Annotated in this window: 19 protein-coding genes and 1 riboswitch; of the genes, 10 read left to right on the plus strand and 9 right to left on the minus strand. The window is 57.3% G+C overall.

Features of this window, described 5'->3' with window-relative positions; all coding sequences use genetic code 11:
- Nucleotides 1–118: 118 nt before the first annotated feature.
- Nucleotides 119–2,878 carry a WIAG-tail domain gene (locus PVA01S_RS18655; RefSeq protein WP_127608834.1) on the minus strand — a complete coding sequence of 920 codons (2,760 nt, stop codon included), beginning with the start codon at nucleotides 2,876–2,878 and terminating at the stop codon, nucleotides 119–121.
- A gap of 296 nt (nucleotides 2,879–3,174) precedes the next feature.
- On the opposite strand from PVA01S_RS18655, the gene PVA01S_RS18660 reads away from it, so the two are divergent.
- A complete protein-coding gene (locus tag PVA01S_RS18660; RefSeq protein ID WP_054796941.1) occupies nucleotides 3,175–4,401 on the plus strand; it encodes an aminopeptidase in 1,227 nt (408 codons plus the stop codon).
- Between the two features lie 65 nt (nucleotides 4,402–4,466).
- Here the strand turns inward: PVA01S_RS18660 and PVA01S_RS18665 are convergent, their stop codons facing one another.
- Nucleotides 4,467–5,036, minus strand: a complete 570-nt coding sequence (locus tag PVA01S_RS18665; protein WP_054796936.1) for a DNA-3-methyladenine glycosylase I — start codon at nucleotides 5,034–5,036, stop codon at nucleotides 4,467–4,469.
- A 181-nt stretch (nucleotides 5,037–5,217) separates the two neighbouring features.
- Here PVA01S_RS18665 and PVA01S_RS18670 point away from each other — a divergent pair, with 181 nt between their 5' ends.
- The 3 genes from PVA01S_RS18670 to PVA01S_RS18680 all read left to right on the plus strand — a co-directional run bounded on the left by PVA01S_RS18670 (nucleotide 5,218) and on the right by PVA01S_RS18680 (nucleotide 7,466).
- Nucleotides 5,218–5,967, plus strand: coding sequence for an EcsC family protein (locus tag PVA01S_RS18670; RefSeq protein ID WP_127608873.1), 750 nt, complete (start codon nucleotides 5,218–5,220; stop codon nucleotides 5,965–5,967).
- Nucleotides 5,968–6,179: 212 nt separating this feature from the next.
- Entirely contained in the window at nucleotides 6,180–6,635 is a 456-nt protein-coding gene (locus PVA01S_RS18675) for a MarR family winged helix-turn-helix transcriptional regulator (RefSeq protein WP_054796937.1), read from the plus strand.
- Nucleotides 6,636–6,695: 60 nt separating this feature from the next.
- Nucleotides 6,696–7,466 carry a pirin family protein gene (locus PVA01S_RS18680; RefSeq protein WP_127608835.1) on the plus strand — a complete coding sequence of 257 codons (771 nt, stop codon included), beginning with the start codon at nucleotides 6,696–6,698 and terminating at the stop codon, nucleotides 7,464–7,466.
- A gap of 130 nt (nucleotides 7,467–7,596) precedes the next feature.
- On the opposite strand, the gene tenA is transcribed toward PVA01S_RS18680, so the two are convergent.
- Genes tenA through PVA01S_RS18700 form a run of 4 tightly spaced genes read right to left on the minus strand, consistent with a single transcriptional unit; the run spans nucleotide 7,597 to nucleotide 11,243 of the window.
- Entirely contained in the window at nucleotides 7,597–8,262 is a 666-nt protein-coding gene (tenA, locus tag PVA01S_RS18685; protein ID WP_054798334.1) for a thiaminase II, read from the minus strand.
- Nucleotides 8,263–8,318: 56 nt separating this feature from the next.
- Nucleotides 8,319–9,113 (minus strand): energy-coupling factor transporter transmembrane component T family protein, encoded by a 795-nt coding sequence (locus PVA01S_RS18690; RefSeq protein ID WP_127608836.1) that lies wholly within the window; start codon nucleotides 9,111–9,113, stop codon nucleotides 8,319–8,321.
- Between the two features lie 6 nt (nucleotides 9,114–9,119).
- Nucleotides 9,120–10,655, minus strand: coding sequence for an ABC transporter ATP-binding protein (locus PVA01S_RS18695; RefSeq protein WP_127608837.1), 1,536 nt, complete (start codon nucleotides 10,653–10,655; stop codon nucleotides 9,120–9,122).
- Between the two features lie 3 nt (nucleotides 10,656–10,658).
- Nucleotides 10,659–11,243, minus strand: a complete 585-nt coding sequence (locus PVA01S_RS18700) for an ECF transporter S component (protein WP_127608838.1) — start codon at nucleotides 11,241–11,243, stop codon at nucleotides 10,659–10,661.
- A 138-nt stretch (nucleotides 11,244–11,381) separates the two neighbouring features.
- Nucleotides 11,382–11,487, minus strand: a riboswitch (TPP riboswitch).
- A 259-nt stretch (nucleotides 11,488–11,746) separates the two neighbouring features.
- Between PVA01S_RS18700 and PVA01S_RS18705 the strand changes: the two genes are divergently transcribed.
- The 5 genes from PVA01S_RS18705 (at nucleotide 11,747) to PVA01S_RS18725 (ending at nucleotide 16,857) form a co-directional block, all read left to right on the plus strand.
- A complete protein-coding gene (locus PVA01S_RS18705) occupies nucleotides 11,747–11,959 on the plus strand; it encodes a hypothetical protein (RefSeq protein ID WP_054798337.1) in 213 nt (70 codons plus the stop codon).
- Between the two features lie 158 nt (nucleotides 11,960–12,117).
- The gene (asd, locus tag PVA01S_RS18710) at nucleotides 12,118–12,918 is read left to right on the plus strand and encodes an archaetidylserine decarboxylase (protein WP_127608839.1); all 801 of its coding nucleotides are present in this window, start codon (nucleotides 12,118–12,120) and stop codon (nucleotides 12,916–12,918) included.
- Nucleotides 12,919–12,990: 72 nt separating this feature from the next.
- Nucleotides 12,991–14,250 carry an MFS transporter gene (locus PVA01S_RS18715; RefSeq protein WP_127608840.1) on the plus strand — a complete coding sequence of 420 codons (1,260 nt, stop codon included), beginning with the start codon at nucleotides 12,991–12,993 and terminating at the stop codon, nucleotides 14,248–14,250.
- A 247-nt stretch (nucleotides 14,251–14,497) separates the two neighbouring features.
- Nucleotides 14,498–15,442, plus strand: coding sequence for a glutaminase A (gene glsA / locus PVA01S_RS18720; protein WP_127608841.1), 945 nt, complete (start codon nucleotides 14,498–14,500; stop codon nucleotides 15,440–15,442).
- A 107-nt stretch (nucleotides 15,443–15,549) separates the two neighbouring features.
- Nucleotides 15,550–16,857 (plus strand): aminotransferase class I/II-fold pyridoxal phosphate-dependent enzyme, encoded by a 1,308-nt coding sequence (locus PVA01S_RS18725; RefSeq protein ID WP_127608842.1) that lies wholly within the window; start codon nucleotides 15,550–15,552, stop codon nucleotides 16,855–16,857.
- Between the two features lie 200 nt (nucleotides 16,858–17,057).
- Here PVA01S_RS18725 and PVA01S_RS26750 read toward each other — a convergent pair whose 3' ends face one another.
- The 3 genes from PVA01S_RS26750 to PVA01S_RS18735 form a co-directional block, all read right to left on the minus strand.
- On the minus strand, nucleotides 17,058–17,213 hold the full coding sequence (locus PVA01S_RS26750; RefSeq protein WP_164751890.1) for a hypothetical protein: 156 nt from the start codon (nucleotides 17,211–17,213) through the stop codon (nucleotides 17,058–17,060).
- Nucleotides 17,214–17,229: 16 nt separating this feature from the next.
- Nucleotides 17,230–18,483, minus strand: a complete 1,254-nt coding sequence (ilvA, locus tag PVA01S_RS18730) for a threonine ammonia-lyase IlvA (protein WP_372814393.1) — start codon at nucleotides 18,481–18,483, stop codon at nucleotides 17,230–17,232.
- A gap of 170 nt (nucleotides 18,484–18,653) precedes the next feature.
- Complete coding sequence (locus PVA01S_RS18735; RefSeq protein WP_127608844.1) at nucleotides 18,654–19,892, minus strand: S-layer homology domain-containing protein; 1,239 nt, start codon at nucleotides 19,890–19,892, stop codon at nucleotides 18,654–18,656.
- Between the two features lie 188 nt (nucleotides 19,893–20,080).
- Here PVA01S_RS18735 and PVA01S_RS18740 point away from each other — a divergent pair, with 188 nt between their 5' ends.
- Nucleotides 20,081–21,709, plus strand: coding sequence for an FAD-dependent oxidoreductase (locus tag PVA01S_RS18740; protein WP_127608845.1), 1,629 nt, complete (start codon nucleotides 20,081–20,083; stop codon nucleotides 21,707–21,709).
- Nucleotides 21,710–21,838: the final 129 nt, after the last annotated feature.

The raw sequence follows: 21,838 nt of genomic DNA on the forward strand, positions 1-21,838 counted from the left end.
TAACCCAGGACGGTCCTTTCTTCATGTCTCGCCGCATATGGCGAACCAGGCGTCGCCTGATCGTTCGACCTTATGCCGGCACGGCGCTTCGAAGATGCCGCGGGGGGCCAGTGCCGCCTTATTCGCTCAGGGGGCCGATCGCAATCCAGTTCACGATCCCTTGAATATCGGCCGCCGATTTCAAACGAACGAGCTCGAGGATCGCGCAATCAGCCAGCTTTTCTTTCACAACGGCAAAGGCATCCGAGTGGCTTGACGTGGCTACGAGCACGTAGTTAGCGTCAGCGAACGGTTGATCGAACGTGACAAGCAGTTCGACTTTCTCCTCTTCCGTGTACAGGTTGAACAGGCTTAATCCGAATTGCTGCACAACGGTTTGCCCCGCTATCGCTTGCACCGGACGCAGGTAGGACCGCGGGGAAGCTGCTTCGCTTTCGGTCACCATCCCGCTTTCCGGCGATAGCGCATGCAGCCGGAGCTTGTTCTCAGCCTCTTGCCGAGCGCTCTGGTCCTCTGCGACGGACTCGATCGTAAACGCTTCGGCCATCTCCGCAACCGGTTCGATGTACGAAGCATCGATGAACGTTTCCGCAGCCGAGTTCCCGGGAAGGATGACCGCTGCCTTCGTCTCCGTCTCGGCCGCTTCTAATTCGGCCTCCGGCGTTGCTTTAAGCTCCAGCTCGGCTTCAGCGGCCTCTTTAAGCTGCCTTGCCGCTTCGCTCGCCGAAAATCCGTTCAACAGCGTTTGGAGCGACGTGTCCAAATGAAGCATCGAAATCGTACCGGGGATCAAGTGGTACCCCGATAAGGTTTCCTGCATAATGTGCAGGCCGTCTATGGAATCGACGCTTACATGATCCGTCGATACCGCCCCGGCCGCCAGCTTTTCCGCCGTCACCGCACCCCTTTCAAGCGCCGAGCTGTTCACGGCGTTTGCGCTCAGCTTCTCCGACGTGACGCTGCCATCGGCCAGACGGTCGGTCGTGACGCTCCCGTCCGCCAGCTTTTGCGAGGTGACGCTGCCATCCGCCAGCCGATCCGTCGTCACCGATTCCGCGGCAAGCTGCTCTGTGCCGATCGCCCCCGGCGCCAGATGCGCGCCGCGCACCGCCCCTTCCGCCAGGTTTACGCCGGTCACCGCACCCTCCGCCAGCTTTTCCGTCGTCACCGCGCCGTCATTCAGCTTCTCGCGCGTCACCGCACCGGTAACCAGCTGCTGGGTGCGAACGGAGGCTTTGCTCAAGTGCACGTGATGAATCGCGCCCGGGGAAACGTGTTCCGCTTGCACCGCTTCCCGGCTAAGCTTCTCCGACGTGACGCTCCCTTGCCCCAGCTTCGCCGAGGTGATCGCCAAATTCGTCAGCTTATCGGTCGACACCGCCTCGCTGGAAATTTTTGAAGTCGTGACGCTGTGGTTGCCGAGATGGCCGTTCAATACCGCGCCGTCATGCAGATGCTGCGAACGCACTGCGCCGATTCCCAGCTTGTCGGACGTGACCGCGCCGTCTTTCAGCTTCTCCGTCGTGAGCGAGCTCTCCTGCACATGCTCGGTACCGACCGCCTTCGGCGCAAGCTGTCCCGCCTGCACCGCCTGATCGGCCAAATGCTGCGTATCGACCGTACCGGCCGATACATGCTCGGCCTTGACGGCCCCTCTCCCCAGCTTCCGCGAGCTGACAGCTCCTTCCGCCAGCTTCGCCTCGGTCACGGCTCCTTCCGTCAACTGCGGCGTGCCGACGCTCGACGATGCCATCTTGTCGACGGTGATAGCGCGATCGGCCAAGTGACGGCTCACGATGACGCCCGGCTCCACGTGCCTCCCTTCGATAGAGCCGTCCTGTACGTGCAAGCCTTGCACCGCGCCTTTGACCAGCTTCGCGGAAGTGACCGTGCCGTCCTTCAGATGAGCGGTATGAACCGCTTCATCAACCAAGTGAATCGCTTCGATCTGTTTCGAAGCGACGTTGACGCCGCGAATAAGACCGGATGTCAAATGCTCGTTCAAGACGGCCCTCGGCTTCAATTGTTCCGCGCCGATACTCCAAGGCGCCATTTTCTCCTCCGTCACGGAACCGTCAGCCAGCTTATCGGTGCCTATCTCGCCGTCCACCAGCTTGGCCGCCGTCACGGACAAATCGCGCAGCTTCTCAGTGGTAACCGCGCCGTCCGAAAGCTTGGAAGTGTTGACGGCGCCGTTTGCCAAATTGCCCGAGAGAATCGCGCCGCTTTTGATTTTATCCGAGGTAATCGATTGATTTTGCAGCAGCTCTCCGGTAATGGCCTCATCCGCCAAATGATACGTATGGATCGATTGTTCGGCGATTTTGATCGCATCGATCGTTTTATCGGCCAGTTTCTCGGACGTGATGCTGTTATCGAGCAGCTTGCTGCCTGTGATCGCCCGGTCCTGAATTTTATCGGTCGTTATCGAATTCGTCGCCAAATGCTCCTGCGTCACCGCACCCCAAGCCAGCTTTTGCTGGTTTATGCTGCGGTCCGCCAGCTTGGAGGTATCGACGGCGTAGTCCGCCAACGTATCCTTGCCCAGGCTGCCTCGTTTAATTTTGCTTCCGTCAATCGCATAGCGCGCAATTTTCTCCGAGGTGACGGCTTCATCAGCCAAATCGTCCGTGTATACAGAAGCTTCCGCCTCAAGAGTCACATTCGAGGTCGATGCCCGCAACGAGCTCTCATCCGACGAGGAAATATTCGGTTCTTCCTTTGTAAGATTCGCGGCGGACGTCCAGCTCATCGCATCTCCGTCGTTCTGCTTCTCCCGATCCTCATTCAACCAGCGTAATTCGTCATATAACGAATCGACCCGCTTTTGAGGGGGCTTTATTACATTGCCGGAATTCCGGCGGTTCACCTTTTTCATCCGGGATCCTCCTACTATGCCTTGTTCCTGCAGTACATCGCTGATGATGGTTAAGCAATCACTGCTAACATATGCATGCCCCTATACGGTGGTCATTCGCCCTGTGAAAAATAGGCGGTCGCGTACCAGCGCAGCGGTACGCCGGGATTCTACGCAGCGCCAGGTTCAAGCGATTCGCCTCATCCAGTTGTAATTCCGCGCTGAAATCCGCATAATGAGGGGGAACGACGGAACGTCACTTGCGGCCGTTAGCCGTCCCGTTCGAAGTTAACCAAGCGAAAGGATGATGGAAGGTGATTTCGCTGCAAACCGCCATCGAACGATATGCCGGGTTGGCTGTGCAGGTGGGCATTAACGTGCAGCCGGGCCAGACGCTGGTCGTTCACGCGCCGCTGTACAACGCCGATTTTGTTCGATTGATCGCGAAGAAAGCTTATGAGGCAGGCGCCAAACACGTGCATGTGGAATGGGACGACGACGAGCTGAAACGAATGAAATATTTGCTGGCGCCGGATGAGGCGTTTCATGAATATCCGCAGTGGAAGGCAAACGGGTACCTGGAAATGGCGGAGGCGGACGCCGCATTCTTAACGGTGTACTCGCCGACGCCCGACTTATTGAAGGACGTCAAGCCCGAGCGGCTGTCCGCTGCCAGCAAGGCGTACGGCTCGGCCATGCGCGAATACCGCGCTCTGATGCAAGCCGGTAAGATCAGCTGGGCGATTGTGTCGGCGCCTTCGCCGGGATGGGCGCAGAAAGTATTCCCGGGCTCCGGCGAGGAAGAGGCCATCCGCAAGCTGTGGGAATATCTCGTTCAGGCGGCGCGGGCCGACCGGGACGATCCGGTGCAAGCTTGGCACGACCATCTGCTGCAGTTGAAGGGGCATGCGGACCGCATGAACGCCAAGCGGTACGCGCGGTTGAAATACAAGGCTCCCGGAACCGAGTTGACGATCGATTTGCCCCCTGAGCACCAATGGGTGGCGGGAGGCATTCGCAATGCGAAAGGCACATTCTTCGTCCCTAACATTCCGACCGAAGAATTGTTCACCCTGCCGCACCGTGACCGCGTGAACGGCACCGTGGCGAGCACGAAGCCGCTGAACTGGAACGGCCAGTTGATCGACAAGTTCAGCATCACGTTCGAGAACGGCGTTGCCGTGGCCTGCACCGCGGAAACCGGGCTGGACACGCTGCAGCGTCTCATCGCGACGGATGCAGGCGCCGCACGGCTCGGCGAGGTGGCGCTCGTGCCGCAGCATTCGCCGATCGCAAGTATGAACGTGTTGTTCTACAACACGGGGCTCGACGAGAACGCTTCGTGCCACTTGGCGTTCGGCAACGCCTATCCGCTCTGCGTGCAGAACGGCACATCCATGAATCCCGAAGAGCTCGAGGGGCTCGGGGCAAACCTGAGCCTGCTGCATGTCGACTTCATGATCGGCTCGGACGAGCTCGACATCGACGGCATCACCGCAGACGGCGTGACCGAACCTGTTTTTCGCCGCGGCAATTGGGCGTAATATCCAAAAACCCTGACGACAGAAAGCTCCACCAGGGTCTTTGGCCAGATGTGCGGTAGGCTTGCTCAACCTTCCATCGATTCCTTATACCGGTAACAATCGGTCGTATGATCCATCACCATGCCGGTGGCCTGCATATACGCGTAACAGATCGTCGAGCCGACGAACGAAAAGCCGCGCTTCTTCAAATCTTTGCTCATCGCATCCGACTCCGGTGTGCTCGCCGGCACCTCGCGCAGCGACGCCCACCGGTTCCGTTTCGGCGCGCCGCCCACGAAGCGCCAGATGTACGCGTCGAAGCTGCCGAATTCCTGCTGTACCCGCAAGAACGCCTTGGCGTTCGTGACGGCGGAGCGGATTTTCAGCCGGTTCCGGATCAAGCCGGGATCGGCGAGCAGCTCCGACAGTTTCGCCTCGTCGTAATTTGCGACGACGGACGGCTCGAACCCGTCGAACGCTTCGACGTAACGGGCTCTTTTGCGCAGCACGGTGTACCAGCTTAAGCCCGCCTGCGCGCCTTCCAACACCAGCATCTCGAACAGCTTGCGATCGTCGTGAACGGGGACGCCCCATTCGTGGTCGTGATAGTTTATATATAACGGATCTTCATTCACCCATTCGCAGCGGTGTGTCATCTCTCCAACCTCCTGTATCCTCGCGGTTATTCCTACCTGTTATAGAACGTACGTTCCCGTATCATACCACAATTTCAGCCCGGAGCAAATATGCCTTTTGTTTCCGGTCCGCATACTTTTTCTTTGCCATGCGTATCAACTATGGAGAACCCAGTATACGATTCGGTAGGTGAAGATCATGATGAACGGCAAATATACCGTGTACGAGCAGCAAACCGCCAAAGCGCTGATCCGTTGGGAGAAGGAGCTGCTGAAGACGCCCGGCCTCTTCGAAAAAACGTCCAAAGCGGTGCAAACCCGGATTAACCAGGTGATTCCCGAGAAAGTGCATACGGCCATTACCGCCGCCGTCAAAGGCATCGTACGATCCGCCCTCTTCACGATGGACTATATCCCGAAGAACGAGCCGCTGGCCGCCGCTTCTCTTGCCGAACGGGATCACAAGGCGGCGGAACTGCTCGCTTTCTACAAAAAGCTGGCCGCGGCCGAGGGCGCCGGCACCGGAGCGGGCGGACTGCTGCTCGGTTTGGCCGATTTTCCGATCCTGATCGGCATTAAGATGAAGTTTCTGTTCGAGCTGGCCCACGTATACGGACATTCCACGCTCGACTACCGGGAGCGGTTGTACATCCTGCACATCTTTCAGCTCGCCTTCTCCAGCCAGGCGATCAAGCCGGCCCTGCTTCGCACGCTTGCCGAATGGCCCGAGACGTCGAAATCGCTGCCGCCGGCCGATTCCTTCGAATCGCACATCGACTGGAGGCAGCTGCAGCAAGAATACCGCGATACGATCGATTTCCGTAAAATGCTGCAGCTCGTCCCCGGCATCGGCGCCGTCGTCGGCGCCTGGGCCAATTACGGCCTGCTCGAGGAACTCGGCCAAACCGGCATGAACGTGTACCGGATGCGCTGGCTGGCTGCGCGGTCTTAGCCGGGACCGGACGCCCGGAGGAGCCGCCGCGGCGCGAATCGGAAGGCGGCGGCTCGCTTTCCCCGCCAAGCCTTCCAGCCGGGCGCTGCCTCGAGGGCAGGCAGGAAGGTTCGTTCGTGGCCGGGCTGGCTGCAGCTTGACTTTTACATGCCATTGAATTATCTTAATATTAAGATTATTGCTTCCTTCAAATTGCAGAAAGGACGATACTTATGCCGAATGAACGCGATGAATCTTTACACTTATTTGTCGTCCTCTCCCGGGCTTGCGAATGGGTCACGGCGCACGCGCATCGGGACATCCGGCGGCATGGGCTGAATCCGACGGAATACGGCGTGCTTGAGCTGCTGTACCACAAGGGACCGCAGCCGCTGCAGCAGATCGGCGAGAAAATATTGATGACCAGCGGCAACATCACCTACGTCATCGATAAGCTGGAGCAGAAACAGCTTGTCGTCCGCAAGCCTTGTCCCGAAGACCGGCGGGTCAGTTTTGCCGAGATTACGGAACGAGGGGTTGCCTTCCTGAACGATGCCTTCCCTGCGCACCAGCAGGTCGTTGCGAATGCGGTGGCCGGACTCACATCGGAAGAGAAGCGGCAAGCGATCGCGCTGCTTAAGAAGCTGGGTATCAGCGCTAAAGAAAGTTTCAAGCTCCCCGCCGACTAACGCTCCGCGTGTCCGGCCGCACACTTATCTCAATATTAAGATATTAAGGAGACGATTGTTATGCAAATCATGGTATATCCCCCAAGCATGCAGGGTACCGGCGCTTTCGACGGAGGCAAAATCACCGAGCGGAAGCCGGTCGGATTTCCCGGCGAAGGCTCGGTCGTGAAAGGAGTCGGACCGCTTTTTTACTGGTCTTGGGCATTCTCCAAGCATGAAGGGTACATCGGGCTGCATCCGCATCAAGGGTTCGAGATCATGACGTACGTCATCCAGGGCAAAGCCGAGCATGGCGATACGCTCGGCACCCGCAGCGTCGTCGGCCCCGGCGGTGCGCAGGTGATGCAAACCGGCTCGGGCGTCTCGCACGAGGAACGGTTCATCGGCCCCGATATGGAGGGCTTCCAGATTTGGTTCGAGCCTGAGCTGCGCGCTGCCATGCAGCGGAAGCCGACGTACAAGCAGTTCGAGCATGAGGAGTTCCCGATCCGCCAAGCGAACGGCGCCGTGCTCAAAACGGTGATCGGCGAAGGCTCGCCCATCGAGCTCGTCGCCGACGTGCACGTCTGGGACATCGAGCTCGAGCCGGGCGCTTCCTATACGCATACCATCCCCGGCGGACGTACGCTGACGGCGCTGGCCATTCGCGGCCAAGGCGCGTGGACGCAAGCGAACGGCTCCGATACGGCGTTCAACCACCAAGACTTCATGACGATGCGAGCCGACCAACCAACCGAAGTGACATTGAAAGCGGGCGACAACGACAAGTTGCGCATGATCTGGATCGAGGTGCCGACCCAAGTGGCGTACCCGTTATATCCGAAACGTTGATAACCGCGTCCGGCTTGAGCAAAAGGGGCAGCCCTCAAGGTCAGGAATTGACCTTCTTGAGGGGCTGCCCCTTCGCCGCTTTCCGGAAGATCTGCTTGTTCAGCTCGACCCTCTGTACCCTATCAACGATTTAATCGATCGGCCACGCTTCCTTGTCGTAAGCCATTTCCCAGAACATGTACTCGTACCGGCTGCTGATCACGAAATGGCGCTTCATCCGTTCGCGATCGGCTTCGGACGCCTGCTCCGCGAGCTCGTCAAGCCTCGCAATCTGCTCCTCCACCAGCTCACGGAACCATTCACCGCCATAAGCTGCGATCCATTCGCGGTAAATCGGTTCGTCAGGCGTGCAGGACTGCAGCCGCTCACCGATTTCGTAGTACAGCCAATAACAAGGCAGGATGGCTGCCACGATGTCGCCGAGCGAGCCGGAATAAGCCGCGCGCAGCATATGCGAGGTGTAGGCGTAGGCCGTAGGCGCCGGCTCGAACGCCGCGTGTTCTTCCTCGGTGATGCCGAGCAGCTTGGCGAACTTCTCATGCAGGGAAAGCTCCGCGCCGTAGGTGCCTTGGGCGTGAACCGCCATCCGGTTGACCGTGTACAGATCGCCGGCCTTTGCGGCACCAAGCGCCTGCACGCGGGCGAATTGCGACAAATAGTAAGCGTCGTTCAACACGTAATGGCGGAAGCAATCGAGAGGCAGCGTACCGTCGCCGATGCCGCGAACGAATGGATGTTCGAAGCTTGCGTTCCAGCTTGTATCGACCGCAGCCCGAAGTTGCTCTGAAAATTTCATAAAAAGACCAGCCTCCTCCAAATTTTCCGGTGAAATCGACTTCGCAAGACATGCGGTTAACGCACGTCTGTCATGCTAAAGTGCGGCAGCTGCGTGGCAAACACGAGCGCGGCACACCAGATGCACGCCATGAGCGCAACCAGCGCCGCATCGTTCCCCGACCAGCCGATGCGGTAATAAAACGTGCGCGCTCCGCTGCCGGAGAAGCGCTTCGCTTCCATGGCGACGGCAATTCGCTGGGCGCGGCGGATACTTTGCGCCAGCAGCGGAATCGCATACCGCTTGACCGAATCGAGCACGCCGCGCAAGCCCCGCGGCATTCGCACGCCGCGCACCAGGAAGGCCGAACGCAGCGTGCGGTATTCGGCTGCAGCAATCGGGATAAGCCGGATCGCGGCCATGAAGCTGTACGCATAGCGGGGCGGCAGCCGCAGCTGCTGCATCAAGGAATAAAACAGGAATACCGGATTCGTCGTCAACCCGAACAGCAGCCCGATCAGCGCCATGTCGATCGTTTTAAAGCCGATGTGCATGCCTCGGAAGAAGCTCTCTTCCGTAATATGCACGAGGCCATAGCGGAACCACGTCGTCTCGCCTTGACCGAAAAATACCATCGAGGTGGCGGACGAAACGAACATGATCCCGAACGGAAGCATAATCAGCATAAGCCTGCGCACCGGCTGACCGGAAGCGAGAAACAGCAGCAGCACGTACATCCATGTGACATGAATCAGTACGTTAATGTTATGCGTTAACAGCACGATCACGAAAATCACGACGGACAGCAGCAGTTTAAAACTCGGATTCACCCGGTGCAGCCACGTTTCGCGGCCTGCCTTCATCAGTGGCATGGACGTTCAACTCCTCACCTTAACCGTTTGCGGCTCAGACCCAGTGCCGGACGCTCTGCCGGTCGCTTCGTACGCAGCCGGAAGCATGTCCGCAGCCAGCTTGCCGTCCCGCACTTCCCAGACGCGGGTGGCAAACGTGCGCACGATGCCCGGATCGTGCGTCACCATCACGATCGCGATGCCTTCCGCGCGCCACGCTTCCAGCTTCTCCAGGAGCGCGAACGTGCTGGCCGCATCCTGTCCGAACGTCGGTTCGTCCAGCAGCAGCAAGGCTTGCGCCTTAACCGTGGCGGCGGCTACCGAGAGCCGGCGCTTTTGGCCGAGCGACAGCTGGTAAGGATGCTGGTTCCGCTGCGGCAGCAGTCCGAACTCGTCCAGCAGCGCCTCCGTTCTCGCGGCAACGCCGATTTCCGGTTCGCCATCCCTCCGGAAATTAAAAGCGACTTCGTCGAACACGCTGTTCGCGATGAACTGCAGCTCCGGATTTTGAAAGACGAATGCGGCCGTATCGACGACGCCAGTCAGCCCCTTCACCGCCGACCCGTTCATCCAATAACCGCCCTCTGTCGGAATGAGCTGCATCAGGGCGGACAGCAGCGTGCTTTTGCCCGCCCCGTTCTTGCCGACGACGGTCACCCATTCGCCCGGATGCAGCTCGGCCAAGTCCACCTCAATCTTCTTCGCCTTGCCGTGGTATCCGGCAAATTGACGGAGCCGGATCAAGGGCTCGCCTGTTCCGCCCGGCTTGCATGCAGCGCCGCGTTCGGCGGAAAGCTTACGCTTGCGGCTGTAGTCGTCCCATATGCCGGGGTACCAGATGCCGAAGGTCTGCAGCTCTTGTCGATGCTCGCGGAAAATACGCGAAGGCTCCCCATCCGCCAGCATCCGGCCGTCCGTGTCAAACAATACGACCCGATCGACGAAATCGACGATATCGTCAATCTTGTGCTCGACGATCAGTACGGTTTTGTTCGCCGTCACCCGTTTGACGGTTTCCCATACTTCGCGCGTGCCCTCCGGATCGAGCAGCGACGAAGGCTCGTCGAGAAACCAGACGGCCGGATCGAGCGCCAGCAGCGAGGCGATCGCCAGCCGCTGCTTCATACCGCCAGACAGCGAGGCGATCGGAAAGTGCGGATCTTCAAGCTCTAGCCCGACCTCTTCCAAATAAAAGCGGATCAGCTCCGGCATCCTCTCCCGAGGCACCTGCAAGTTTTCCAGAACAAACGCCAGCTCCTCATCCACATAGGGCATACAAAACTGGGCGTCCGGGTCTTGGAACAAATATCCCCAAGATGTCGGCCGGCTGATCCCGTCGAACTTCATCGGCACCTCGATCACGTCCGGTATCAAGCCGCTTAACACCTGCAGCAGCGTCGATTTGCCGCAGCCGCTCGGTCCGAGCAGCAGCACCTTCTCGCCGGGCCGGACATGCAGCGACAAGTCATCGAACAGCAGCGACGCGCTGCCGGGAAATTTCAAACGAAGCTGCGATACCCATAGACCCGGAGTTGTCGTTCCTGTATCGAATGCGCTCATCATGGCTTATTTACGTTCCAGGGCGTTATAATCGCTTTTGTTGACCGGACGCACCAACTGGGTCACGCCCGTCTTCTCCAGCGCGCTCACAAGCGCATAAGCGAGAGGACCGCAAATGACGAAAGCGCCGACGAAGCGGAATACGATATACAGCGTCAAGTTCCAGGTTGTCAGTTCCAGCAAATAGCCTTTGAAATAATCGAACATCACGGCGCCGAAGCCCGAAGCCATACCCGCCAGGCCGGCCGCTGCCCAAGAGAAGTTCCGGTACAGGAACGCAGCGAAAATCAGCTCTGCGCACAACCCTTGTGCAATGCCGTACGTCAAAGCTTCGACCCCGTACTGCGAACCGGCCAATAGCTCACCGGATGCAGCCGCAATTTCAGCGAGCAGCGCCACGCCGGGTTTCCGAATAATAAGGAACGCAACCGTGGCAGCGATAAACCACATTCCGTACGTGAGCTGTTCCAACTGCAAGCCTGGTACTTTAAGTACGTTGTATACGTCGCCCCACAAGCGATAAATAATAGCAAACACGACCGCAATCACGATAGTGACCAAAATATCGGTCAATTTCAAACCTTTTGACATGGACGATCCCTCTCTTCTTATAAATAATTGTCCTTACAAGACGTCCCAAGGCTCGCCTGTCTCCCCTGTGCGGATTACGCCAAAAAAGCCGCCCCCGATCGATTCGGAAGCGGCCTTGTGAGCACTATTGAACCAGCGTGCTTACGCTCTCCACTTCCCTACGCTGGTATCATCCAGATCAGGTTCAGAGGGTCTAGGATCTATTGATCCAATCTCAGCCGATGCGGCTCCCCTAGTGACATAAACATATTAACACGATTGAAATAAATGTCAATGGCTTTCCTTGCTTATCTTTTTAAAAAAATCTTTGCAGAAACGGCCTAGTCAATCGTTTTGAATTCTGTTAATATTACTTTGATTTGTCATATTCCATAATTTGGTCGATACGTTCTAAGGGGGTTTCTCGGTAGCTGGCAAAAGCGGTGGACAGAAGTCGATAAGAAAAGGCGTCAGATCATATTGGAAGCGCTATCTTTTTTTATTAACGGAAAGGAAGCGAGACCATGGAAAACATAATTCATCGTGAATTCGAAGCGGTTGAACCGGTGTTCGTCACCATCGAGATGGTGTCGCATTGTGGATATTGCACGCAGGTGCATGGCGATCCGTATTGCCGGACGCCAGTACATTGCACCAAATTTTCCGGTTCCTGCAGCCCGATTCATGTTAATTTGGCGACCTGCATGACTTGCGGTGAATACAAGAAAAGCACCTAGGCGTGAAAATCGACCGGACCGCGCAAGTAGAAGGCCCTTTCGGGGGCCTTCGTGCTTTTTTTACGGCTGTTTGCAGGTTGCTTTGTCTACGGTTCTGTGTCAAGATATCGATAGATTCAAACTACGTTAACGAAGGAAACAGGTGACGCATAAACCCCATGAAGATAACGTTTTTTCGGCTCTTAACGGAACTTTCATCGCGCAAGACCGTATCCCGCCTCACAGGAGCCTTCGCCAAATCGCGTGCCAGCCGCACGTTCATTGCGCAGTTCGCCAAGACGTACGGCATCCGAGTTGAAGATGCGGAGAAAGCGCTGCACGAATATGCGTCGTTAAACGACTTCTTCACGCGACGGTTGAAACCCGGCTTGCGTCCGGTTCACACCGCCGATAACAGCGTTGTCAGTCCGGTAGACGCTTTGATCACCGGGATGGGCGACATACGCGAAGGAACGATGCTGAGCGTCAAGGGGCAGGATTACACCGTCGAAGAGCTGCTGGCGCATAGCCCGCGGCGCATCAATTATACGAACGGCTATTTCTACGTGCTTTACTTAAGCCCGACCGACTATCATCGCATTCATGCGCCGATCTCGGGAACGATTATCGAGAAGGAGCACATCCCCGGCAAAGTGTACCCCGTCAACGATTTCGGGTTAAAGCATATGCGCCGCGTACTCAGCCGTAACGAGCGGCTTATTACGTACATGCAGCACGGTACCGGCGAAGTCGCCGTCGTCAAGGTCGGCGCGTTGAACGTCAGCTCCATCCAATACGTATCGCCGCTGCCGGAGAAATTGTCCGCCGGTGACGAGCTCGCGTATTTCGAGTTCGGCTCTACAGTCGTGCTGCTCATGGAAAGCGGCACGTACGAAGCCCGACCCGATCTCACAGTCGGCAGCAAAGTCAAAATGGGCGAGGCTCTCGGCACCTTAAAACCGGCCCAGTCCTCGCGTTAGAATGAGTCGGTACGTGCTTGCCAGCCTGCACGTACCGACTTTTATGTTCCCTCCGGGAAAGGAGCGCTTCACATGTCTTTACAAACCCGAACGGCCGCCGACGGTCCGGCTTTGCGTCAACCGCCGAAAGCCGACGTCAAGCCGACTGTCTTTCGCATTTTGCTTGCTATCAGTCTGGTTCATCTGTTTAACGACACGATTCAATCCGTCATTCCCGCCATCCTGCCGATATTGAAAGAAACGATGCAATTGAATTATACGCAATCCGGTATTATCGTCTTTGCGCTGAACATGACCGCTTCCGTCATGCAGCCCGTGGTCGGTCTGTATTCGGACCGCAAGCCGCGCCCTTATATGCTGCCGATCGGCATGGGATTTACGTTCCTCGGCGTGCTCGGTCTGGCGATCGCGCCGAACTACACGCTCGTGCTGTTGTCCGTGCTGCTGATCGGCGTCGGCTCGGCCATTTTCCATCCGGAAGGCTCGCGCGTCGCCTACATGGCCGGAGGCTCCCGGCGCGGACTCGCCCAATCGATCTTCCAAGTGGGCGGCAACTCCGGCCAATCGCTGGCTTCCGTGATGACCGCCCTCGTGTTCGCCCCGCTGGGCCAGATTGGCGCTATCTGGTTTACAGCGGTCGCAGGCATCGGCATCGCCGTGCAGCTGTTCATTTCACGCTGGTATAGCGGTTATGTAGCCGCAAATCCGCCGGCCGCCCGGAGGAACGGCGTCCGTGTGATGGATCGAAAGCGGAAGAAGCACATTCAATTTGCTGTCGTTATGCTGATCTTCCTCGTCTTTGCCCGTTCGTGGTACCATGCCGGGGTTACGATTTACTACCCGTTTTATTTAATGGAAAAGTTTTCTATCAGCTTGGAGCAAGCCCAGCTGTATATCTTTTTGTTCGCCGCCGCGGGGGCGGTCGGGACGTTCATGGGCGGTCCGCTGTCAGATAAATTCGGCCGGCGCAACGTCATCTTTTTCTCCATGTTCGGCGCCGCTCCGCTTGCACTAATTCTGCCTTACGCCGACGCCTTCTGGGCTTACGTGATTTTACTGATCAACGGCTTCATTATCTTATCCAGCTTCTCCGTCTCGGTCGTCTATGCCCAAGAACTGATTCCCGGCAAAATCGGCACGGTCTCCGGCCTGATCACAGGCCTGGCCTTCGGCCTTGGTGCGCTTGGCGCCGTTGCGCTGGGCGGTTTGATCGATAAGTATCACCTGCAAAGCGTCATGAGCTGGGTCAGCTTTTTGCCGATCATCGGGCTGCTTACGTTCTTCCTTCCGGGAGACCGGAAGCTTCAGGAATGGGCGAAGGAGGAAGCTTAAACGATCGAGCGGTCCATCCTTTGGCATGCGGATGTATGGTCCGGGCCAACAGGCCCGCTCTCTTTGCCTAGCAGGGCGGTGTGTGTCAGCGACGCTTTGAGCGGCTATCCCTTTCACTCAGGAACATGCGCGACGGGCCTACGCAATTGGTCTTTCCTTGTGTAAACCACGTCGCAGCTTCCAAAAACAGGCGTAAACGGGTATGCTAGAGAAAAACCCGGAGCAACATCCGCCAAGGAGGCTTACAATGAAAACGGAGACCGAATGGGCCGAGTTATGTGGCTTGCTGCCGTCCTGGCTGGAAGCCAGCCGGCAGCAAGCCGCATACGGAAAGCCTGCCAGCTACATCCCCGAGCTTGCACACGCCCCGGCCGATGCGCTAGGCGTAACGATTATGGCCCCCAACGGGCAGAAAATCTCTGCAGGCGAGTGCGGGCATGCATTTACGCTGCAGAGCATTTCCAAAGTATTTACGCTGCTGCTCGCTCTGATGGATCAAGGCGAAGAAGGCGTGTTCCGCAAAGTCGGCATGGAGCCGACCGGGGACGACTTCAATTCCATGCTGAAGCTGGAGCTCGTGGAACCCGGCATCCCCTTCAACCCGTTGATTAATGCGGGGGCGATCGTCATTTCCTCGTTGATTCGCGGCAGGACGCCGGAGGAGAAGACGGAACGGATCCTGACGTTCTTTCGTACGATAGCCGGCGATGCGTCGCTGACGTACAATCAAGCGGTGTACGCTTCCGAATCGGCGACCGCGCACCGGAACCGCTCCCTCGCTTATTTTCTGAAGGACAACCGCGTACTGGAGGAAGATGTTGAGGAGGTGCTGGACGTCTACTTCAAGCACTGCTCCATTGAGGTCAACTGCCATCATATTGCCCGGATGGCGCTGGTGCTCGCCTTGAACGGCAAAGAGCCCGATACGGGGTGCGAGCTCATTCCGCGGCGCTACGTGCAGATCGCCAAGTCGTTCATGATTACGTGCGGGATGTACAACGCGTCCGGAGAGTTCGCCATCCGTGTCGGGCTGCCGGCCAAGAGCGGCGTCGCCGGCGGCATCCTCGCGCTGGTGCCGGGCAAATACGGCATCGGTGTCGTAGGCCCGGCGCTGAACGATAAGGGCAACAGCGTCGCCGGGGTTCATTTGCTGCAGACGATGTCCGAAGCGTGCGATTGGAGCATTTTTTAGCAGACCGCCGTCAACACGCCCGGGAAAAACCACCGTGACGCTCCCGCGTCAAAGTGGTATAATATTGGCTAATGTACGGAAGAAAGATTTAGGAAGGAATGAAATTCATGAATTCTCTTGCCCAGAAACTGAACGAGACGATCGCTCAGGAAAATGCGCACGTCTACGAAATGCTATCCGAGCTCGGCCGGCAAATTTACTTCCCGAAAGAAGGGATCTTGAGCCAATCCGCCGAGGCGAAGGCCAAAGCAAAGAAATTCAATGCTACCATCGGAACAGCGCTGGAGAACGGTCAGCCGATGCACCTCAAGGTGATCCAAGACACGCTGTCCGCCTATCAACCGAAGGACATTTACGAATATGCCCCTCCGGCCGGGAAGCCGGAGCTGCGTGCCGCCTGGCGCGCAAAGATGATCGAGGAGAATCCGTCCCTGCAAGGCAAAGGACTCGGCAATCCGATCGTCACCAATGCGCTTACGCACGGACTCAGCATCGTCGCCGACCTGTTCGCCGGTCCCGGCGACGCCGTCATCATTCCGGATAAGAACTGGGAAAACTACGAGCTGACCTTCGGCATCCGCCGCGGCGCCGAGCTTGTGTACTATCCGCTCTATAATGCGGACCGCCGCTTCAATGCGCAAGGACTGCGCGAAGCGCTGCTGGCGCAAAAAGATAAAGGAAAAGCGATCGTCGTGCTGAACTTCCCGAACAACCCGACGGGATATACGCCTGGCGCCGAAGAAGGCCAAGCGATCGTAGCCGCGATCCGCGAAGCCGCCGAAGCCGGCATCAATGTCGTAGCCGTCACGGACGACGCGTATTTCGGATTGTTCTTCGAAGATTCCCTGCAGGAATCGCTTGCCGGGCAACTTGCCGGCCTGCATCCTCGCGTGCTGTCCGTCAAAATCGACGGCGCAACGAAGGAAGAGTATGTGTGGGGCTTCCGCGTAGGCTTCATCACCTACGCCGGTCAGAGCGATGCCATGCTGGCCGCATTGGAGCAAAAAACGATGGGCATTATCCGCGCCACTATTTCCAGCGGGCCGCACCCGTCGCAGACGTTCGTGCTGCATGCGCTGCAGTCGCCCGAGTTCAAGGCGCAAAAGCAAGAGAAGTTCGACATCATGAAGGGCCGCGCCAACCGGGTCAAAGCGCTGCTCGACAGCGGCAAGTACGGCGATGTCTGGGAATACTACCCGTTCAACTCCGGGTATTTCATGTGCCTGAAGCTGAAAACGGTCGAAGCCGAAGCGCTGCGCACGCATTTGCTTGATAAATATGCCATCGGCACGATTGCCCTCGGCGAAACCGACCTGCGCGTCGCGTTCTCCTGCATCGAAGAATCGAACCTCGACGAGTTGTTCGATTCGATTTATCAAGGTGTGCTCGACATCCAGGCCGTCACCGCCAAATAAACGTAAAAGCCAAGCTGCGACCGGCTCCGGTCCAAGCTTGGCTTTTTTTGTTCGGAGCGTGCGGATGTCTGGTAGTTGCCCACATCCGCAGTGCAGCCGGGAGCAGCCGGGAGATATGCGAAGGCCGCCCATACTCCGCTCTGACGCCCCTTCGCGCAGCGCGCTCATCCGCCTGTCCTCACGCCTTCTACGGCATTCGTCTACAGCCGCGTGCCGCGCCTTCTCCGTGCGAGCCCGTTGCGGTCGCGCGCGCCCGGCAAGGATCGGCCCGCCGGACACCAACGATCGTCCTCATCCATAAACTCCTCGTAGTCCTCCAAAAACGTGTCGGTCACCGTCTCTTGTTTTTCCTGCAATAGTCCTCACCCTCCGTCAAATCAACAAATTAAACAAGTACGGATCCTTATTGATCTCGCTGTACTGGAGACCGCGTTCGTTCATCCGTTCCAGCAGCGGACCGTAATCGTCCTTATGCTTCAATTCTATGCCGACGAGCGCCGGGCCGTTCTCCTTGCTCGTCTTCTTCGTATATTCGAAACGCGTAATATCGTCTGTCGGGCCGAGCACGAACTCGAGAAACTCCCGTAAAGCGCCCGCACGCTGCGGAAAATTAACCATGAAATAATGCTTCAGTCCTTCGTAAATAAGCGACCGTTCCTTAATTTCCTGCATCCGGTCGATGTCGTTGTTGCCGCCGCTGATGACGCAGACGACGTTGCGCCCCGCGATCTGTTCGCGGTACAAGTCCAAAGCGGCCACCGGCAGGGCGCCAGCCGGCTCCGCCACGATCGCATTCTCGTTGTACAGCTCGAGAATCGTCGTGCACACCTTGCCTTCCGGCACGACGACAATGTCGTCGACCACCTCGCGCACGATCGTGTAATTCAACTCGCCGACGCGCTTCACCGCCGTGCCGTCGACGAACTTGTCGATCTCGCCGAGCGTAACGATGCCCCCCGCATCGAGCGATTGCTTCATCGACGGCGCGCCGGTCGCTTCCACCCCGATGACGCGTGTGCCTGGGCTGATGCTCTTGACGTACGTGCCGATGCCCGCCATCAAGCCGCCGCCGCCGATGCCGCCGAAGACGAAATCGACCGGCTCGCGCATGTCCGCCATCAGCTCCATGCCGACGGTACCCTGCCCCGCCACTACCTTCGCATCGTCGAACGGATGGATGAACGCCGCCCCTTCCCGTTCCCCGTATGCGAGCGCCTCGCGCAGCGAATCGTCGAAGGTGTCTCCGATCAGCAGCACCTCCACGAACTTGCCGCCGAACAGCTTCACCTGTGAAATCTTCTGGCGCGGGGTCGTCGTCGGCATGAAGATTTTGCCCGGAATCTCGAGCGCTCTGCACGAGTATGCGACCCCTTGGGCATGGTTGCCCGCGCTGGCGCAGACGACGCCTTTGGCGAGCTGCTCGTCCGACAAGCTGCGTATGAGATTATAAGCGCCGCGAATTTTGAACGAACGCACCACCTGCAAATCTTCCCGTTTCAGGAACACATTGCAGCCGTATCTTTCCGACAGGATATAATTCTTTTGCAGTGGCGTATGATGCACCACATCCTTCAGCACATGGCTGGCCACAAGGATATCTTCCAGCTTGATCCGATTTTCGCCCATGGTTTTCATTCCCCACCCGTTATACTTAATTTCTACTATTATACACGGCCCGGACCAAAAGAAAATAATAAAAACGAAAACAGCCCTCCCCCAAGCCCGCAGACTTAGGAGGAGGACCGTTCTTTCGTTGTAAGGCTAACCTTTTTCTACTCTCTAACAATCTTTATCTATTATCGAATAATGACGGTGTGTACGAGTTGTTGTTTGCCGCGCAGCTCAACCGAACGACCGCTTGTCAGCAAGCTGACGTCACCGGAGATATACACGTCAGGCGATACGCCGTATACGGCTGTTTGAACGCTGCCGTTGACATTTTGATTAATGGAAATCGTCGCGATCGACCCTTGGGAGTTCAGGGTGTATCCGTTCAGCGTACCCGTCACCGAAAAATCAACCGTTTGCTGCGGATTGCCTTCGGCTAATTTCAAGACTTCCACGTAAATCGCTTTGCCGCCGTACGTACGGATCAGCACCTGGTCGTTCGCACGCAGTTCGCTCCAAGCGACGCGCGCGCCGTTACGGAATACGAATGCGTTCGCATCAAGCTCAACACTTACCGTTTCGTTATTGGAAGCTTTCACCTGCAGGATGTTGTTCGCAACAGGAGCGACAACCGAGCCTTTGACGGATGTATGATCCGGCAGCTGGCTGCCCGTACGGTCAAGCAAGGCCGCAAGCTCTGCACGCGTTACCGGTTGGTTCGGACGGAACGTATTGTCTTCGTAACCGTCGATCAAGTTTTTCTCAAGCGCAACGGCGATGTAACCGACCGATCCCGCTGGAATTTTGTTCGAATCTTTAAACGGGAGCTTAGCATTCATCTTGGCCTTCGCTTCGTCCTGCAGCTTGAGCGCCTTCACAAGCAGCGTCGTCGCCCACAGACGGTCCGCTTCTTTCTCCGGCTGCACCATGGTGTCGGTTTCCGTGAACAGGTCGTTCTGCAGCGCCACAGACACGTAGCCGACGGCCCAAGGATATTTCTCCTGTACCTTCTTCGCATCGCTGAAGTTCAAGTTCGCCTGCTTCGCTTCCGGCGATTCCGCTTGGTCGCGGAGACCCATCAACCGGACGGCGGCGGTAATCGCCTCGATGCGGCTGATCGTTTTGCGAGGCTGGAATGTGCCGTCTTCATAGCCTTCGAATACTTTCTTGGATGCCAGGCTCGCTATGTATCTGGCCGCCCACTCCACGTCTTTTCCTCTTAGATCGTCAAAGGTAAGTTTGATTTCAAGGTTAGCGCTCTTCGGCGTATACTTCGTCTGGATCGAGCTGCGTTCGTTGCGGTCGTTATCTTTGCGGTCTTTGTCACGGTCTTTGTCGTTACCGTGTGCAAATGCAGCCGTCGAACTTCCCAGCACCATGGCCAGCGTCAATCCCGAAACAAGCGTTTTTTTGAATGTGTTGTTCATCATCAGATCTCCTTTAACCGGGTAGAATGAATAAAAGGCTGTAAGACCTCAGAACCTTCGCGAAGTGTTCCTGGATTCACCCATAGCTTTCGCCGCTTGGAAAATGTTTGTGGGGGTGCCACTTACTGATCCGTCGCAAAAATGATAGACTTATCTCTATACCCCCCAAAGGAGCGATATGAAAACCGATGAAACGCAAAGGAACTACGCTGTCCGTCGTCCTGGCGACGGCGGCTCTCCTCATGGTCGCAGCCATTTATTTATTTACGAATACGTCTTCTCCTTCCCGGACGGAAACGCAGTCGCAGACACAGCCGACAAGCGATTCGAACAAGAACGCCGTCGTACATACGGAAAGCGCACAATCCCTGCAGACGAAAGATACGGCGCTCCCTGCGGACAAGGTTGACGTGCTCATCGTCGGCAGCGAGCTGGAGGGGCTGTACTTGGCCCGCGCTGCGGCGGACGAAGGGCTGAAAGTGAAAGTGATCGACCCGCGCGAGGCGTTCGGCGGCCAGGTGCTGCAGGGAGAGATGTTGTTTCTCGACGAAACGCGCGACGACAAGCACCGGCTGCTCGTGCAAGGACGGGCGAAAGAGCTGTTTGACGGCTTCCGGCAGGGCAAGATCCGTAAGCTGAAGGAATTCGAGCAATACTTCGAACAGCTGAGCAAAGACATTCCCGTCGAGCAGGGCGTCGTCATCGAAGGCATTGAGCTGCAGCCCGGCGAGTTTGGCCCGCAGGCGGTGAAGGCGGTCGTCTACAAATCGAAGGACGGCCAGAAGAAACGGATCGAGGCGTCCTACTGGGTAGACAACACCGACTTCGCGGCCTTGGTCGGCAAGCTGCAGGTGCCCCGGCTGCCGGGACTGGAAGCCTTTTACGGCCAGAACAACGTCGAGTATATGAGCGCCGGCCTGATGATGAAGTTCAAGAACGTCGACTGGGCGAAATTCCAGAAGCAGTTTAATGAATTAACGAAGGAAGAGCGTAATGCGAAGTACGGCTGGGGCTCGGTCGACGGCAGCTTCGCCATCAGCCTCTCGGGCATGACGAGCCGGTACAAGCCGACGAACGATCGCGTATTCTTGCGGGGATTGAACGCGGTTAACCAGCGGGACGGCGAAGTGTTGATCAACGCCTTCCTCATCTACACCGTCGATCCGTCGAACGACGCTTCCATCCGGGAGGCGATGGAGCTTGGCAAGAAAGAGATGCCGCTCATTCTCGAGCATTTCCGCAAAAATATCGTCGGCTGGGAACACGCGGAGCTGAACGGCTTCCCGAACTACCTATATATTAGAGAGTACAACCATTATGAAACGGATTACGTATTGAAGCCGTCGGACATGCTCGGCGCGAAGATGTTCTGGGACAACGTCAGCATCGCCGGATACCCGCTCGATCTGCAGGGCACCAGCGCCAATAAGTGGGGAATCGAGATGGGACGCCCGGATAAATACGGGATGCCGCTGCGCAGCTTTTTGTTGAAAGGGTTCGACAACGTCATTATGGCCGGTAAAAATGTCGGCGCTTCCGCTATCGCTTACGGCAGCGCGCGCATTCAGCCGAATACGAGCCTGGCTGCCGAATCGATCGGCGTCATCCTCGGGCAAATCCAGGGCCGTCAGAAGCTGCGCGCGGTGACAGAAGCCGATATGCCGGCGCTCCATGCCTACTTGGAAAGCAAGTACAAGATCAAGCTGACCGGCGTGACCGGCAACAACAAGCTGACCGGCTGGACGGCCGACGAGCTCGCTAAGCTCGATACCGGCGAAATCGTGTACCCCTCCTATATAAAAACAAGAAAAAAATAGCGCCGTCCGAGACGGCCTCAGCGAATCGCTCCCGAATGACTTCCGGATGAAGTCGGCCGGGAGCTTTTTTTTTTCTACGAATGACCAATCAACTAACAGGGATTTCCAATACCTTCGTCGAAGTATTAT

It is taken from the genome of Paenibacillus validus NBRC 15382 (assembly GCF_004000985.1).
In the GTDB taxonomy this organism is placed as follows: domain Bacteria; phylum Bacillota; class Bacilli; order Paenibacillales; family NBRC-103111; genus Paenibacillus_G; species Paenibacillus_G validus.

Excerpts from the sequence above, each read along its gene's own strand:
- ilvA (WP_372814393.1), bottom strand. The coding sequence starts at position 18,483 with ATGGGCGAAAATCGGATCAAGCTGGAAGATATCCTTGTGGCCAGCCAT.
- PVA01S_RS18665 (WP_054796936.1), bottom strand. The coding sequence starts at position 5,036 with ATGACACACCGCTGCGAATGGGTGAATGAAGATCCGTTATATATAAAC.
- PVA01S_RS18655 (WP_127608834.1), bottom strand. The coding sequence starts at position 2,878 with ATGAAAAAGGTGAACCGCCGGAATTCCGGCAATGTAATAAAGCCCCCT.
- PVA01S_RS18715 (WP_127608840.1), top strand. The coding sequence starts at position 12,991 with ATGTCTTTACAAACCCGAACGGCCGCCGACGGTCCGGCTTTGCGTCAA.
- PVA01S_RS18690 (WP_127608836.1), bottom strand. The coding sequence starts at position 9,113 with ATGCCACTGATGAAGGCAGGCCGCGAAACGTGGCTGCACCGGGTGAAT.
- tenA (WP_054798334.1), bottom strand. The coding sequence starts at position 8,262 with ATGAAATTTTCAGAGCAACTTCGGGCTGCGGTCGATACAAGCTGGAAC.
- glsA (WP_127608841.1), top strand. The coding sequence starts at position 14,498 with ATGAAAACGGAGACCGAATGGGCCGAGTTATGTGGCTTGCTGCCGTCC.
- asd (WP_127608839.1), top strand. The coding sequence starts at position 12,118 with ATGAAGATAACGTTTTTTCGGCTCTTAACGGAACTTTCATCGCGCAAG.
- PVA01S_RS18725 (WP_127608842.1), top strand. The coding sequence starts at position 15,550 with ATGAATTCTCTTGCCCAGAAACTGAACGAGACGATCGCTCAGGAAAAT.
- PVA01S_RS18670 (WP_127608873.1), top strand. The coding sequence starts at position 5,218 with ATGAACGGCAAATATACCGTGTACGAGCAGCAAACCGCCAAAGCGCTG.
- PVA01S_RS18705 (WP_054798337.1), top strand. The coding sequence starts at position 11,747 with ATGGAAAACATAATTCATCGTGAATTCGAAGCGGTTGAACCGGTGTTC.
- PVA01S_RS18680 (WP_127608835.1), top strand. The coding sequence starts at position 6,696 with ATGCAAATCATGGTATATCCCCCAAGCATGCAGGGTACCGGCGCTTTC.
- PVA01S_RS18735 (WP_127608844.1), bottom strand. The coding sequence starts at position 19,892 with ATGAACAACACATTCAAAAAAACGCTTGTTTCGGGATTGACGCTGGCC.
- PVA01S_RS18675 (WP_054796937.1), top strand. The coding sequence starts at position 6,180 with ATGCCGAATGAACGCGATGAATCTTTACACTTATTTGTCGTCCTCTCC.
- PVA01S_RS18740 (WP_127608845.1), top strand. The coding sequence starts at position 20,081 with ATGAAACGCAAAGGAACTACGCTGTCCGTCGTCCTGGCGACGGCGGCT.
- PVA01S_RS18700 (WP_127608838.1), bottom strand. The coding sequence starts at position 11,243 with ATGTCAAAAGGTTTGAAATTGACCGATATTTTGGTCACTATCGTGATT.
- PVA01S_RS18695 (WP_127608837.1), bottom strand. The coding sequence starts at position 10,655 with ATGATGAGCGCATTCGATACAGGAACGACAACTCCGGGTCTATGGGTA.